The 15,411-nt window shown below is 70.0% G+C and carries 11 protein-coding genes; 6 read left to right on the top strand and 5 right to left on the bottom strand.

The annotated features are described in order from the left end of the window. Genes KME78_RS51190 through KME78_RS51175 form a run of 4 tightly spaced genes read right to left on the bottom strand, consistent with a single transcriptional unit; the run spans window position 1 to window position 6,054 of the window. On the bottom strand, window positions 1–837 hold the full coding sequence (locus KME78_RS51190) for a carbohydrate ABC transporter permease (protein ID WP_219537292.1): 837 nt from the start codon (window positions 835–837) through the stop codon (window positions 1–3). Beyond that, window positions 837–1,733, bottom strand: a complete 897-nt coding sequence (locus KME78_RS51185) for a carbohydrate ABC transporter permease (RefSeq protein ID WP_219537291.1) — start codon at window positions 1,731–1,733, stop codon at window positions 837–839. Before KME78_RS51185 ends, KME78_RS51190 begins: the two co-directional genes overlap by 1 nt. After that, window positions 1,730–3,010, bottom strand: a complete 1,281-nt coding sequence (locus KME78_RS51180; protein ID WP_219537290.1) for an ABC transporter substrate-binding protein — start codon at window positions 3,008–3,010, stop codon at window positions 1,730–1,732. The genes KME78_RS51185 and KME78_RS51180 overlap by 4 nt, the downstream gene beginning before the upstream one ends. Next, complete coding sequence (locus KME78_RS51175) at window positions 3,007–6,054, bottom strand: alpha-mannosidase (protein WP_219537289.1); 3,048 nt, start codon at window positions 6,052–6,054, stop codon at window positions 3,007–3,009. The genes KME78_RS51180 and KME78_RS51175 overlap by 4 nt, the downstream gene beginning before the upstream one ends. Before the next feature lie 139 nt (window positions 6,055–6,193). On the opposite strand from KME78_RS51175, the gene KME78_RS51170 reads away from it, so the two are divergent. Together KME78_RS51170 and KME78_RS51165 are read left to right on the top strand one after the other, a co-directional pair. Then, window positions 6,194–7,297 carry a LacI family DNA-binding transcriptional regulator gene (locus KME78_RS51170; protein WP_219537288.1) on the top strand — a complete coding sequence of 368 codons (1,104 nt, stop codon included), beginning with the start codon at window positions 6,194–6,196 and terminating at the stop codon, window positions 7,295–7,297. Then, window positions 7,294–9,237 (top strand): glycoside hydrolase family 84 protein, encoded by a 1,944-nt coding sequence (locus KME78_RS51165; protein ID WP_219537287.1) that lies wholly within the window; start codon window positions 7,294–7,296, stop codon window positions 9,235–9,237. The genes KME78_RS51170 and KME78_RS51165 overlap by 4 nt, the downstream gene beginning before the upstream one ends. A gap of 6 nt (window positions 9,238–9,243) precedes the next feature. On the opposite strand, the gene KME78_RS51160 is transcribed toward KME78_RS51165, so the two are convergent. Then, a complete protein-coding gene (locus tag KME78_RS51160) occupies window positions 9,244–11,085 on the bottom strand; it encodes a glycoside hydrolase family 35 protein (protein WP_219537286.1) in 1,842 nt (613 codons plus the stop codon). An 81-nt stretch (window positions 11,086–11,166) separates the two neighbouring features. Here KME78_RS51160 and KME78_RS51155 point away from each other — a divergent pair, with 81 nt between their 5' ends. From KME78_RS51155 to KME78_RS51140, 4 genes are all read left to right on the top strand, one after another. Beyond that, the gene (locus tag KME78_RS51155) at window positions 11,167–12,183 is read left to right on the top strand and encodes a LacI family DNA-binding transcriptional regulator (RefSeq protein WP_219537285.1); all 1,017 of its coding nucleotides are present in this window, start codon (window positions 11,167–11,169) and stop codon (window positions 12,181–12,183) included. A 108-nt stretch (window positions 12,184–12,291) separates the two neighbouring features. After that, on the top strand, window positions 12,292–13,614 hold the full coding sequence (locus tag KME78_RS51150) for a carbohydrate ABC transporter substrate-binding protein (RefSeq protein ID WP_219537284.1): 1,323 nt from the start codon (window positions 12,292–12,294) through the stop codon (window positions 13,612–13,614). Next, entirely contained in the window at window positions 13,607–14,533 is a 927-nt protein-coding gene (locus tag KME78_RS51145) for a carbohydrate ABC transporter permease (protein WP_308127442.1), read from the top strand. The genes KME78_RS51150 and KME78_RS51145 overlap by 8 nt, the downstream gene beginning before the upstream one ends. A gap of 11 nt (window positions 14,534–14,544) precedes the next feature. Beyond that, on the top strand, window positions 14,545–15,408 hold the full coding sequence (locus tag KME78_RS51140; RefSeq protein WP_219537283.1) for a carbohydrate ABC transporter permease: 864 nt from the start codon (window positions 14,545–14,547) through the stop codon (window positions 15,406–15,408). The last annotated feature ends 3 nt before the right edge of the window (window positions 15,409–15,411 follow it).

Genomic DNA, 15,411 nt, shown 5'->3' with positions numbered 1-15,411 from the left:
TCACCCTTTCAAGCCTCCCGCTTCGAGCCCGCGGAAGAAGTAGCGCTGCAACACGGCGAAGAAAGTGACGATGGGCACCAAGGCGATGATCGTCCCGGCCGCGATGAGGCGGGGATCGTCGTAGAAGGTGCCGCGCAGACGGTTCAGTCCGACGGTGAGGGTGTAGTTGTCCTCGTCGGACAGGACGATGAGGGGCCACAGGAAGTCGTTCCACGAGCCGACGAAGGCGAAGATCGCCACGACGGTGATGATGCCCTTGACCTGGGGGACGGAGACGCGGATGAACCGCTGCCAGGCGTTGGCGCCGTCGATGACGGCCGCCTCGTCGAACTCGGCGGGCAGGTTGCGGAACGCGTTGCGCATGAGCAGCACGTTCAGCGCGGCCACGATCGTCGGCAGGACGACGCCGATCAGGGTGTTGGCCAGACCGGCCGCCCTGACCAGCAGGAACTGGGAGATGAGGACCGTCTCGGCCGGGACGAGCAGGGCCGCGACGCAGATGCCGGTCGCCACCCCGCGACCGCGGAAGCGCAGCCTGCCCAGCGCGTAACCGGCGCAGGTGGCGCCCACCACGTTGCCGGCGACGGCCATCGCGGCCACGATCAGCGAGTTGAGCAGGTAGTGCGGCACCGGGATGCGATCGAGCACCGTCGAGAAGTTGCCCAGCGTGGGATGGCCGGGGATCAGCTCGGGCGGCCGCGTGTACAGCGCGTCGCCGGCGCCCTTGAGCGACAGCGAGAGCTGCCAGAGCAGGGGGCCGGCCAGCAGCACGACCATCAGGACCAGGATCAGGTAGCGCACGGCCGACCCCGGCGAGAAGCGACGTCGGGTGGACATCAGAAGGACCTCTGCTTGCGTTGCATGACGAGTTGCGCGATCAGCAGCGCGCCGAGGATGACGGACATGACCAGGCTGATCGCGCCCGCGTATCCGGTACGCGCCTGCAGGCCGGTGCCCTCACGCTGGATGAGCATGGTCATCGTGAGATCGCCGCCGCCCACCCCTCCGGTGCCGTCCGTGAGCACGTAGATCTCGCCGAAGACCCGGAAGGCCGCCACGGAGGACAGGACGCCGATGAGCGCCATCGTCGAGCGCACGCCCGGAACGGTGACGTTCAGGAACGTGCGCACCGGGCCGGCGCCGTCCATCGCCGCCGCGTCGTACAGGCTCGGGTCGATGTTCGCCAGCGCGGCCAGGTAGATGACCATGTAGTAGCCCAGGCCCGTCCACACGGTGACGAACATCGCGCTGAACAGCAGCAGCCAGCGGTCGGTGAGGAACGGCACCGGCTGGGCGACGAGCTTGAGCGTGCCGAGCAGCTCGTTCACCAGGCCGCGTTTGTCGAGCAGGTTCGTCCAGATCAGGCCGACGATCACCGGTGACATGATCACCGGCAGGTACATGGTGGTGCGGAAGAACCCCATGAGCCGCCCCGCCCCGCTGAGCAGCGAGGCGAGGACCAGGGGCAGCACCACCATGAACGGCACGACGCACACCACGTACAGGCTGGAGTTCAGCAGCGCGGTGCCGAACCGCTCGTCGGCGAACATCCGCCGGAAGTTGTCCAGCCCGACGAAGTCCCCGGGCCGCAGCAGCATGGAGTCCGTGAACGCCAGCCGCAGCGTGTTCAGGAACGGCACGAGGACCAGGAGCACGACGACGGCCAGGCCCGGCACCAGGAACAACCAGGGGGTCACGCGCCACTTGTGGGTAGCCGGGGTGGAGTCGGTCATCCGTGTGAGGCCAGCCGGTCGTTGGAGTACTTGACCGACTCGTCCAGCGCCTGCTGCACGGTCTTCTTACCGAGCAGGGCCTGGGCGATCTGCTCGCGGAGCGTGTCGGCGTCGGCCGAGCCGGAGAAGGCCGGGGGCCACCACACGACCGCCTTCTTGACCTGGGCGGCGCTCTCCAGCCGCGTCTTCGTGGCGGGGTCGCCGTCGTCCTTGGTGAAGTACTCGTCGTCCATGGACCCGGCCGACGAGGGGAACACCGAGGCCTTCTTGGCGAAGGCGAGCTGGTTGGCGGGGTTGGTCACGTATTTGGCGAAGGCCGTGGCCAGCGGCTGGTTCTTGCCGGTGGCGTTCACGACGAGCGACTCGATGTACATGTTGGGGGCGGCGGTGCTGATCCGCGGCCCGATTCCGAGCACCTTGTAGATGTCGGGCGCGGTCTCCTTCAGGTCGTTGAGGGTGTAGGAGCTGCCCGACAGGTACGCCAGCCGGCCGGCCTTGAACTCCTCCACCTCCTTGGTCTGGAGGTTGTTCAGCGACTCCTGGGTCAGGCCCTTGCCGGCGTACAGCTTCCTGAAGCGCTCGACCAGCTCCACGCCCTTGGGGTCGTTGTAGGTGAACTTCTTGCCCGTGGCGTCCATGAGGGGCACGCCGGCCTCACCGAACATCTCGATGACCGGCATCCGGGCGATCATCGACACGTCCGAGCACTTCTTGGCCATGGTCTCGGCCTGGCTGAAGAGATCGTCATAGGTGGCGGGCAGCTTGGCCGGGTCCAGACCGCACTTCTTGAACAGCGCCGTGTTGAAGAACGACGGCCCGGTGTTCAGGTACCACGGGTAGCCGTAGGTTCCGCCGCCGAGCCCGCTGAAGGTCATCGCCTCCCACGCCTTGTCCAGGTACAGGCTCTTGGCCTGGGGGTCGGCCTTGCTGAGGTCGAGCAGGACCCCGGCCTGGGCCAGGGTGTAGGCGGCCTCGGGGCCCATGTCCACGACGTCGGGCAGCGCCCCCGCCGCGGCGTCGGCCGACAGCTTGTCCTGGTAGCCCTCGGCGGGCTGGTCCACCCAGGTGATCTTCGTGCCGGCGTGTTCCTTCTCGAAAGCCGCGATCAGCTCGGTGAAGTAGGGCGTGAACTTGTCGTTCTTCAGGTTCCAGGTCTGGAACTTGATCGTGCCCGACAGCGCCCCGCCAGAGGCCTGCGGCGACGGGTCGCCGCCGCCGCACCCGGACAGCAGTAGCGATCCCAGGGCGAGTGCCGCGACACCGGTCCATTTTTTCATTTGATGTCCTCCTTGGGGGATGCTTGGGCGGCGATCCGCAGGGTCGCCACCTGGAAAGGGCCCAGATCCAGACGGACGTCGCTCACGGAACGACGTGTCGGCCCCACAGCCAGGGGAAGGTCCTCCTCGCCGGTGAGCTCCCGTTCGAGCAGGTCGGTCTCCCACAGGACGGCTTCCGCGCCGAGTTCCTCGTGGCAGTGCATCCGCGCGCTCGCCCTTCCTCCCTGGGTCTCGTACACACGGACGATGAGGTCTCCGGAGCCGTCGTCGGCCTGCTTCACCCAGTCGATGAGCGCGTGCCCGGACAGGAGCTCCAGGCGGACCAACGGCGGCAGCAGGGCGATGTCGGGCGCGTTGAACGCGTAGGCGGCCTCGACTGCGGCGGGCACGTCCGCACCGGGCAGCACCGCCCAGCGGAAGACATGGGTGCCCTGGTCGGCGTGGGGGTCGGGGAAGCGCGCGCTCCGCAGCAGGGACAGCCGGACGACGGTGGAGTCGCCGTCGGCGCGGGCGTCGGCTCCGTACATCGTGTCGTTGACGATCGCGAGGCCGTAGTCGCCGTCGGCCACCTGCACGTAGCGGTGCATCGCGGCCTCGAACATCGCCTCCTCGGAGGCGGTGTTCGACAGCAGCGGGCGTTCGACGTACCCGTACTGGGTCTCGAACCGCGCGGTCCGCGCGCTGACCCGCGCCGGGATGGCCACCTTGAGCAGGCGTTCGCGCTCCTGCCAGTCGACGGTGCACGCGGTCTCGAACCGCCCGGTGCCGGCCCGCAACCACATGGTCAGCGTGATCGTGGACGCGCCGGTCCGCCGGACCACCTCCACGCCGGCGTCGGGCCCGTCGTGGATCACTTTCCGGCTGGTGACCTCGTCGAGCACCTGGGGGTGGCGCAGTACGTGCCGGTCCACGTCCCAGGCGTCCCAGCGCACCGGCTCGTCGCGGAAGAGCTGCAGCTCGTTGAGTCGCCGTCCGGGCGGGACGACCTCCCGGCCGCTGCGCTGGTCGAGGAGGGAGACGACGTGGCCGCCGCCGTCCACCACGACCCGCAGCAGACCGTCATCCAGTACGGTGCCGCCGTCCTCGCCGTCGGTGACCTCGACGGCGGCCGCACCCGGTTCCGTCACGGCCAGGTCGGCGCGCAGTGCCGCCGTGGCCTGCTTGATCAGATCGTGCAGCCGTTCCTCGAGCGCCCGGTAGGTGTCGCGGGCCTCGCGGTGCACCCAGGCGATCGAGGTTCCGGGGAGGATGTCGTGGAACTGGTGCAGCAGCACGGTGCGCCAGATCTCGTCGAGGTCCGCGTGCGGGTAGGGCGAGTCGCGCAGCGCGCTCGCCGCCGCGCTGAGATATTCGGCCGCGCGCAGCAGCGACTCGCAGCGCCGGTTGCCCTGTTTCATGGCCGTCTGCGAGGTCAGGGTGCCCCGGTGCAGCTCCAGATAGAGCTCGCCACGGTAGACCGGCTCCAGGGATCCGGCGTCCCGCAGCTCGGCCTCGGCCTCCTGGAAGAACTCCGCCGGCGACCTGGAGGTCACCCGTGGGGCGCCTTCCAGGTCGGCGAAGCGGTGCAGCCGCTCGGCCATCTCCCTGGTGGGTCCGCCGCCTCCGTCGCCGTACCCGTAGGGCAGCAGCGAATGGGAGGCGATCGCCTTGTCCTTGAAGGTGGTGACCGCGTGACGGAGCTCGCGGGCGGTCACCTCGGCGGCGTACGTCTCCGCGGGCGGGAAGTGGGTGAAGATCCGGGTGCCGTCGATGCCCTCCCACCAGAAGGTGTGGTGCGGGAAGACCGTGGTGTCGTTCCAGGAGATCTTCTGGGTCAGGAACCAGCGGGACCCGGCCCGGCGGGCCAGCTGCGGCAGGGCGCCCGAGTAGCCGAACGAGTCGGGCAGCCACATCTCCCGTGGTTCGCGGCCGAATCGGCTGATGAAGTAGCGCTTGCCGTAGGTCAGCTGGCGCACCATCGATTCGCCGGTGGGGATGACGCCGTCCGCCTCGACCCACATGCCGCCGACCGGTACGAACCGGCCCTGCTCGACGTGCTGCCGCACCCGGTCGAACAGCTCCGGGTAGTGCTCTTCGAGCCAGCTGAAGTGCTGGGCCGCCGACATCGTGTACACCAGCTCGGGGTCGGCGTCGAGCAGGGCGAGCGCGTTGGAGACCGTACGGGCGAGCTTGCGTACCGTCTCGCGCAGCGGCCACAGCCACGCCGTGTCCATGTGCGCGTGCCCGACGGCGGTGATCCGGTGGGCGCTGGCGTGCGCGGGCGCGGCCAGGACGGGAGCCAGGATCGCCCGCGCCCGCCGGGCGCCGGCCTCGGCGTCCGCCTCGTCGTAGACGTCCAGGGCCTCCTCTATCGCGCGCAGCAGCCGCCAGTGCCGCGGCTCGTCCGCGCTCAGCTCGGCGGCCAGCCCGCCGGCGACGTCCAGGTCGCAGGCCAGGGCGTGGATCTCCGGCGAGAACGCGGCGATCTCCGCGCGGCGCAGCCTGAACTGCTCGAACGGCTCCTCCGCCCCCTTCTCACCGTGATCGGTGACGACGAACGGCGGCAACCCGAGCAGCAGCGGATTCGCCGCCGCCTCGACGTAGAGCAGGAAAGCGCCGTCGGCATCGAGCAGCCCGGGAACGGCTCCGTCGCCCCGTAACCGGATCGCGGACTGCCGGGGGTGCAGGCCTTTGACGATGGTGCCGTCCGGGGTGAAGACCAGGCCCTCGCAGTGGCCGCCCACGGAGTGGTCGAACCAGCCCAGGTCGAGGACAAGGTCGAGGGGACCGTCCTGCTGCCCGGCCGTGCCGCGGATCCGGAACCAGGTCGTGGCCCAGGCCTGTCCCCAGGCGGCGCCCAGCGGGAAGGGGCGGTAGCCGGGCGCCGTACGGCCGGGGTCGCCGGCGAGCCCGAGGGCGTGCCGGGCGCTCACCGGCTCCCCGTCGTCCGCGACGGTCCATGCCTCGACCTCGACGCCTGCCGACCGGGTGTGAATCCGGGGCAGGATCCGGTCTCGCCGCACGCGGTCGAGCCGCTCGAGCGTGCGGCTGAGGTGGTTGTGCATCGTGTACCTCTCCGTAGCGGAGGTGTGACAATATGCCTGAAACGTTTTAGTTGTGGCAAGTGACCGAAGACTAATACGGTTTAGTTCTCATGGTCACGCGGGAGGATCATCTCGTTTGCGTAACGACGATGGAGGAGCGATGCCGCCGAACGACGAGGTTCCGTCTGTTTCATCCGGCTCCCCCGAGCCCTCGGCGCCCGCCCCACCGGCCCGCCTGAAGAGCACCGACATCGCGCGCCTGGCGGGCGTCTCCGTCTCGGCGGTGTCACTGGCGTTCAACGCCCGCCCCGGCATCAGCGACGCGACGCGCAAGCGCATCCTCCAGGTCGCCGAGGAGCTCAACTGGCGCCCGCACCGGGCCGCGCGCTCCCTCAAGGGGGCCAGCAACGACGCGGTCGGCATCGTCCTCGCCCGTCCGGCCCGCACGCTGGGCGTCGAGCCGTTCTTCGCGCATGTCCTGTCGGGCCTGCAGTCCCGCCTGTCCAACGAGGGCATCGCCACCCAGCTCCTCATCGTCGAGGACCCTCAGGCGGAGGTGGCGGTCTACCGCCGCTGGGCCGCCGAGAACCGGGTCGACGGGCTGGTGCTCTTCGACCTCACGGTCGACGACGCCCGGCCGGAGCTCATCGCCGGCCTCGGCATTCCCGCCGTCATCCTGGGCGGCCACGGGGCGCCCCTGCCGCTGACCAGCGTCTGGGTCGACGACCACGCGGCGATGACCCGTGTCCTCGCCTACCTCGCCGCGCTCGGCCACCGCTTCCTCGGCCACGTCAGCGGCATCCCCTCCTACCAGCACACCCGGCGCCGCCTCCAGGCCGTCGCCGACGCGCGCGAAACGCTCGGCGTCGACATCGTGAGCGTGGCGACCGACTACTCCGACACGCAGGGAGCGTCGGCCACGCGCCAGTTGCTGGAGGCGAGCCCCCGGTGCACGGCGATCATCTATGACAGCGACGTCATGGCGGCGGCGGGACTGGGCGTGGCCACCGAGAGGTCCGTACGGGTCCCCGGCGACGTCTCCATCGTGTCCTTCGACGACTCCATCCTCACCCAGTTGCCGCATCCCCCGATCACCGCGCTGACCCGCGACACCTACGCGCTCGGCACGCTCACCGCGACCGAACTGCTCCACGTGATGGCCGAGCGTCCGGAACCCCGCGCGGTGCAGGCTCCCACCCCCGACCTCGTCCTACGTGCCAGCACCGCACCTCCAGCCGACATAGACGAATGGAGAGTCTCGTGACAAGACGAACCCCCGCAGCAGCGCTCGCACTGGCCGCGACCCTGTGCGCCGGAGCGCTCCTGCCCATCCCCGCCGCCCATGCCGCTCCCCCCTTACCCTCGGTGTCGCCGACTCCGCAGTCGCTGAGCGGCATCGGCGCGGACGCCGTGGTCACCAGCCGGGTGCTGGTGATCGCCGACGACCAGACCGACCCCGCCGCCCGCGACCGCCTCGTACGGGAACTCAAGGCACACGGCGCGGCCCGGGTGGACATCATCACCCCCGACCGGACCCCCGCCGCCGGCCTGCTCGCGGTGCGGCTCGGCCCCGGGACCCGCCCGGACATCGCGCGGGCGCTCGGCGACGTGTCCGTGCCCGACAAGGCCGAGGGGTACGCGTTACGGGTCTCGGGCGGCCGGTCGCGCGAGATCGCTCTCGGCGGCAAGGACGCCGGGGGCCAGTTCTATGCCGTGCAGACGCTGCGCCAGTTGTTCGCCCGCTCGGGTGACGGCTGGAAGGTGGCGGGGGTTCAGGTCAGCGACTTCCCGTCGATGCCGCTACGCGGCACCATCGAGGGCTTCTACGGCTCGCCGTGGACACACGCCGAACGCCTCGACCAGATGGACTTCTACGGCGACGTCAAGGCCAACACCTACATCTACGCTCCCAAGGACGATCCCTACCATCGCGACAAGTGGCGCGACCCCTACCCGGCGGCCAAGCTCGCCGAGCTGGGCGAGCTGGTGACCCGGGCCGGCGCGAACCATGTCCGCTTCACCTTCGCGCTCTCCCCGGGCGTGTCGATCTGCTACTCCGACCCCGCGGACCGCGACACCCTCAAGCGGAAGCTGCAGGCGCTCTACGACCTGGGCGCCCGGGCGTTCTCCATCCCGCTGGACGACATCAGCTACACCCGCTGGAACTGCGCGGCCGATGAAGCCGCCTACGGCGCGGCCGGACGCACCGCCGCGGCGAAAGCCCAGGTCGACCTGCTCAACGACGTGCAGCGCACCTTCATCGCCGGCCACGACGGCGCCCAGCGGCTGCAGATGGTGCCCACCGAGTACGGCGATCTGACCGACACCACGTACAAGCAGACCCTGCGGGAATCCCTCGACCCCGCGATCGAGGTGATGTGGACCGGCACCGACACGGTGCCGCCGGAGATCACCAACGCGCAGGCCGAGAAGGCGGCGGAGCTGTTCGGGCGCAAGGTCTTCGTCTGGGACAACTACCCGGTCAACGACTACGGCAACACCAGCGGCCGGCTGCTCCTGGCGCCCTACGACAAGCGTGAGGGCGGCCTGGCCGCGCACCTGTCCGGCATCGTGGCCAACCCGATGAACCAGCCGTACGCGAGCAAGGTCGCGGTCTTCGGCGCCGCGGACTTCACCTGGAACGACACGGCGTACGACGCGAGGAAGAGCTGGCCGCGGGCGATGGCCTATCTCGCCGGCGGCGACAAGGCGGCCACCGAGGCCCTGCTGGTCTTCGGCGACCTGGAGCACATGGCTCCCACCTTCGGCGGCACCCCCTGGCAGCCTCAGGCACCCGAGTTGGCCGGGCGCGTGGCCGGGTTCTGGCGGACGTGGGACGGCGGGCGGCCCGCCGACGCGATCGCCGCGCTGCGTCCGTACGCGAAGGCCATCGCCACGGCGCCGGCCACCATCCGCGGCGGAAAGGTGCAGAAGGGCTTCACCGACGACGCCGCGTCCTGGCTGGACGCCACCGCGCTGTGGGGCAGGGCGATGGTGACCATGCTCGACGCGCTCCAGGCCAAGCAGGCCGGGGACGCGACCAAGGCCGCCGCGTTGCTCGCCGAGTCGCGTGAGCTGCAGCGGCAGGCCCGCGCCGTCCGGGTCAGCCCGCCGCGCAACCGCTGGGGCGCGGCCCAGCCGCAGGTCGGCGACGGGGTGCTCGATGTCTTCCTGGCCGACGCCGACGCCCGGCTCCAGGGGTGAGGCGGGTCAGCCGAACTCCTCGACGTACTCCTCCGGAGGTCCCAGCTCGGGGCGGTCCCGCAGCTCCAGGATTCCGCCGAGCCGTTCCAGCTCGAGGACCGTCACGCTGTTCTCGCCCGCGCGTAGGAGCGGTGCCGGGCAGTACAGCGTGACCTGCGGCCCGATCTCCCAGTAGCGGCCGAGCAGGAAGCCGTTGACCCAGACCAGTCCACGGCTCGACCCCGGCAGCGCGAGGAAGGTGTCCGCGGGCGCGTCGACGCGCACCGCCGCGACGGCGAACCCGACGTCCGCGGACACGGCGCCGCCCCGCGCAGACTCCGGGGCGGCGGTGACCGCGTGGGTCAGCTCCGTGGTGGACCACTCCTGGAGGGCGATCGGGGTGCTGTCCCAGCCCTGCACGATGCGCCGGTCGACGAGGACCGGACCGAGCAGGCCCTTGTGGCGGCCGATGCCCGGCCCGTAGTTCACCCGGCCGAGGTTCTCCACCAAGACCTCCAGGCGTACGACGGCGCCGGTTCCGTGGATCGGCAGCTCCGGGTGATCGGCGTCGGCGACGCCGAGGAAGGCGCCGTCACCGAAGACCAGGGCCCGGTCGCGTACGTCGGTGAGGACGAGCCGATGCTCGCCCGCCGGAATGCGCGGCCGCGCGGTGTGCAGGACCATTCCCGCGTCGAGCCCGAGCCGCTCGAACGAGGCCGGGCGCGGGCCCGTCATGACGGGCGCGGGCACGGCGCGGAGCCCGGCGAGCAGGCCGGCGCGGTGGACCAGCGGCACGCGCGCCGCCGGCAGCGTCGGGATCGTCGTCGGCATCCGTACGGGTCCGCGCGCCCCGAGCACCTCCCGTACGGCGAAGAACTTGGCGGTGAGCGTGCCGTCCTCGGCGACCGGCGCGTCGGAGTCGTAGCTGGTCACGGTGGGCCGCAACCGGCCCTCGTGCTCGTTGGCGCCCGCCCAGAGCCCGAAGTTGCTCCCCCCGTGCGCCATGTAGATGCTCACGCTGCCGCCGTCGGCGACGATCCCCTCAAGGGCGGGCACCACGCTGCCGGCGCCGCGGACGTGGTGCCGCTCGCCCCAGTGGTCGAACCAGCCGTTCCAGAACTCGGCGACGACGAACGGTTCGTCCGGCCGCCGCGCGGACAGGAGCCGCCGGGCGGCGTCGGGATGGGAGCCCAGGGTGACGGCTGTCAGCGTGCCCGGCAGGGCGCCGCCGTCCAGCATCAGTTCGGTGGGCCCGTCCGCGGTGAACAGGAGCTCCCGGATGCCGCGGCTGGTCAGCGCCGCGCGGTTCCAGCCCAGGTAGGCCTGGTCGTCGCCGTAGCTGCCGAACTCGTTCTCCACCTGCACCGCCACGACCGGTCCGCCCTCGGCGGCCTGGAGCGCGGCGATGCGCGGGACCAGCTCGTCGAACCAGCGGCCGACCGCGACGGTGAAGGCGGGGTCGGAGCTGCGGATCGCCACGTCGCGGCCGGTGAGCCAGCTCGGCAGGCCGCCGTTCGACCACTCGGCGCAGATGTACGGGCCGGGCCGGACGACGACGTCGAGACCCTCCTCCCCCACCATGCCGATGAACCGCTCCACGTCCCGCCAGCCGTCGAAGCGTGGCGCCTCGTCCTCGCGGGGCTGATGGAAGTTCCACGCGACATAGGTGTCGACCGTGTTGAGCCCGAGGTCGGCGAGCCGGCGGATCCGGTCCCGCCAGAGATCGGGGTGGACGCGGAAGTAGTGCAGCCCCCCGGACAGGATGCTGTGCGGGACACCGTGCCGGTACAGGCGGCGCCCGCGCCAGGTGAGCGCCGCTCCCTCGGAAGTGGTCGTCGGGGCCGGAGAGGTGCCGGGCAGCTCGATCACGGTGGCAGCCTATGTTATCGATGCCATACGTAACATAGGCACTATGATTCGACGGAGGAAGGCGACGGCGGGAGAAGCGCGATGACCGAGGCCACCGAGCGGCCCACGAGGCAGCCGAGCATGGCTGACGTGGCCAGGGCCGCCGGGGTGTCGGCGCAGACCGTCTCGCGTACGCTCCGCGACTCGCCGAACGTCAACCCGGAGACCAGGAAGCGCGTGCTGGCCGCCGTGGGGCAGCTCGGCTACCGCTTCAACCACGCCGCCCGGGTGCTCTCCTCCGGGCGCAGCCACACCATCGGGCTCGTGCTGCTGCAGTCCGGTGGCTACTACTCGCGCTCGGCGGTGACCGCCGGCGTCGAGGCGGCCGCGGGCGAGGCCGGCTACGCGGTGAGCATCGCGACGATCGCCGGGCTCGACACCGGCCTGATGGAGCGTTCCCTGTCCAAGCTCGCCGACCAGGGCGTGGACGGCATCGTCATCGCCGTGCCGCTCATCTCGGTGACGCAGAAGATGGAGGACATCACCCAGGAGATCCCCACCGTCACGCTCGACGGCTCCCGCACCGCGAGCGCCCGGGTGCTCGGGATCGACCAGCGGGAGGCCGGCCGCATCGCCACGCAGCACCTGCTCGACCTCGGGCATCGCCAGGTGTGGCACGTCTCGGGCCCGGACGAGTGGATCGAGGCGCGCCAGCGGCGGCAGGGCTGGCAGGAGTGCCTGGCCGCGGCCGGGATCCAGGCGCCGCCCCCGCTGGAAGGGGATTGGTCGCCCGATTCGGGGCACCGGCAGGGGCAGGTCCTCGCGATGATCCCGGACGTGACCGCCGTCTTCGCGGCCAGCGACGAGATGGCCTTCGGAGTGATCCGCGCCCTGCGTGAGCGTGGCCGGTCGGTGCCCGGCGACGTGTCCATCGTGAGCGTCGACGACATCGCCCTGGCGGCCTACTGCCACCCGCCGCTGACCACCGTGCGCCAGGACTTCTACCGCTCCGGCTCGGCCGCCGTCGCCCTGCTGCTGGGCGGGGGCGGCGCCGACGCCGCCGAGTCGGCCGTGTCACTGACGGTCCGCGACTCCACGGCACCGCCGCGTCGCCACTGAACCCCGCGCCGGCTGTGCGTGAAGTGCCTCTTGCGCAGCCATGTTATCGATGCCACTGTAACAACGTCCGGACCCTGCTGCGCCATCCACGGGAAGGACCCCGGAACCATGAGGAGATCACTCGTCCTCGCGAGCGCCGCCGTCACGGTGCTCGGACTGCTCGCCGGCTGCTCGGCGGGCGGGGGCGGCTCGGACTCCGGTAAGACGACCCTGAGCGTCGCCGCTCTCGAAGGCGGCTACGGCCGGGACATGTACGCCCAGGTCGTTCAGGCGTACAAGGCCTCGCATCCCAACGTCGACGTGCGCTTACAGATCTCGAAGAGCATCGAGGACGAGATCTCCCCCAACATGAAGGCCGGCAAGTTCCCGGACGTCGTGGTGCTCGGCCAGGGCCGCAAGGCCGCGCTCACCGAGACGCTCATCAAGGACAAGGCCCTCGAAGACCTCACGCCCGTGCTGAAGGCGAAGGTCCCCGGCGAGGACAAGACCGTGGGCGACAAGCTCATCGAGGGCATCGTCGGAAACCTCAACACCAACCCCTACGGCACCGACCAGACGTACACGATGCCGATGTACTACGCGCCGAGCGGGCTCTTCTACAACAAGGGGCTGTTCGCCCAGAAGGGCTGGAAGGTCCCGGCCACCTGGGAGGAGATGTTCGCGCTCGGCGAGTCGGTCAAGAAGCAGGGGTTCTCGCTGTTCACCTACCCGACCGCCGGATACCTCGACGCGTACTTCTTCGCGCTGCTCGCCGACGTCGGCGGCGAGCAGTTCTACACCGACGTCATGACGTACAAGCAGGGCGTGTGGAAGACACCGCAGGCGCGGCAGGCGCTCGACATCACCACCCGGCTGCTGAAGTACGCCGCGCCGACGACGGTCGGGTACGCCAACGAGCAGGACTTCACCAAGAACCAGCAGTCGATCCTCGACAACAAGACGCTGTTCATCCCGAACGGGACCTGGGTCGTCGGCGAGATGAAGGACGCCCCGCGCGCCAAGGGCTTCCAGTGGGGCCTGACGCCGCTGCCGCCGGTGACCGCAGGCGGCAAGCGCTACATCACGACGTCGGTCGAGTCGGTCTGGATCCCCGGCGCCGCCAAGAACAAGGACGCGGCGAAGGAGTTCGTCGCCTACCTGTACTCCGACGAGGCGGCGAAGGTCTTCGCCAGGTCGAACGCGATCCAGCCGATCAAGGGCATCGCGAGCAGTCTGACCGGGGAGAACGCCGAGTTCTACAAGATCTACGACGAAACGGCGGTCGAGGCGCTGGTCGGCGGGTTCGCGAGCACCGCGCCCGTCGAGGGCGTCGACATCAAGGCCACCCTCTTCGACACCGCCAACAGCATCATCAGCGGCGACAAGACCGAGGACCAGTGGCAGGCCGCGCTAGACGACGCGAGCGAGAAACTGCGCCAGGCGGGTGGCTGACGTGCCCGGCGGCCGTCCCTTGAGCACGGGGGCGCGCCGGCGCGGCAACGGCGTCTTCGTACTCGCCTGCCTCCTGCCCGCGCTCGTGCTCTTCGCGGTGTTCATGGTCGTCCCGACCGTGAACGTGTTCCGGATGTCGTTCTACACCTGGAGCGGTTTCTCGCCGGACATGCGATTCGTCGGGCTGGACAACTTCGGCCGGCTCCTCGAGGACGCGCAGTTCGTCCGCGCGTTCCAGAACACGGTCGCGCTGCTGGTCGTCGTGACGGTCGTGACGATGGGTATGGGCCTGTTCCTCGCCGCGATCATGACCCGGCAACGGCTGCGGGGGCGGGTCCTCTACCGGTTCGTCCTCTACGTCCCGAGCGTGCTGTCCGTGGTGGTGATCGCGGCGATCTTCTCCGCCGTCTTCGACCAGGAGAACGGCCTGCTCAACGGCACCCTGCGGCTGCTGTCGCTCGACACCCTGCGGCGGGTCTGGCTCGGCGACCAGGACCTCGTGCTCTGGTCCGTCGCGATCGCGATGGTCTGGCAGTCGCTCGGCTACTACATGGTCCTCTACATGTCCGGAATGTCGAGCATCCCGGAGGAGCTGTACGAGGCCTCGGCGCTCGACGGCGCGTCCGCCGGCCGCCAGTTCTTCGCGATCACGCTGCCGCTCATCTGGCAGAACCTCCGCACGACGCTGACGTTCTTCGTCATGAGCGCGGTCAACCTCAGTTTCGTCCTCGTCCGCGCGATGACCGGCGGCGGGCCCGACGGCTCGTCGGAGGTCCTGCTGAGTTACATGTACCGGCAGGCGTACACGAACTCGTCGTACGGCTACGGCATGGCCATCGGCGTCGTCATCTTCGCGTTCTCCTTCCTCGTCTCGCTCCTGGTGAGCCGGGCGACCCGGCGCGAGCCCCTTCAGTTCTGAGGACGGTCACCATGCCCACGATCAAGGCGCGCCGGGCACTGACCTACGTCCTCGTCACCGCGATCGCCCTGGCCATCGCGGTGCCGGTCGGCTGGGTGCTGCTCGCCTCGCTCAAGGGGAAGAGCGAGTTCTACGGCAGCCCCTGGACCCTGCCGGAGGGCCTGCACCTGCGCAACTACGTCGACGCGTTCGTCACCGCGCGCATGGGCCAGTACTTCTTCACCTCGGTGTTCGTCACGCTGCTCGGGCTGGTGTTCGTCGTGGCGGTCTCCGTGCCGGCGGCCTACGTCATCGCCCGGTACGACTTCCGCGGCCGCGGTCTCGTGGAGGTCGCGCTGCTGGGCGGGTTGTTCGTCAACGTCAACTACATCGTCGTGCCGATCTTCCTCATGCTCGTCGGCTGGGACCGTGCGCTGGTCGACGTGCTGCCCGGCGGCTTCTTCATCGACAACCCCGCGGTCCTCTCGCTCGTCTACGCGGCCACGTCGATCCCGTTCACCATCTATCTGCTCACCGCGTACTTCCGGTCGATACCGGCGGACTTCGAGGAGGCCGCGGCCCTGGACGGGGCCTCCCGCTTCCAGGTCATGGTCAGGGTCATGCTGCCGATGGCGCGACCGGCGCTCACGACCGTGGTCCTGTTCAATTTCCTGGCCTACTGGAACGACTTCATCATCGCGCTCACCCTGCTGCCAGGCGAGGGCAAGACGCTGCAGGTGGGCCTGCTCAACCTGATGACCGCGCAGAAGGCGGCGGCCGACTACGGGCGGCTGTACGCCGGCATGGTCATCGTGATCGTTCCGGTGCTCATCTTGTACGCGTTCATCCAGCGCCGGCTCATCGAAGGCATGGCGTCCGGCGGCGTGAAGGGCTGAAGC

It is taken from the genome of Nonomuraea guangzhouensis, assembly GCF_019396345.1.
Lineage (GTDB): Bacteria > Actinomycetota > Actinomycetes > Streptosporangiales > Streptosporangiaceae > Nonomuraea > Nonomuraea guangzhouensis.
The sequence above is the reverse complement of the archived record's forward strand: the minus strand, read 5'-3'. Positions and strand labels throughout refer to the sequence as shown.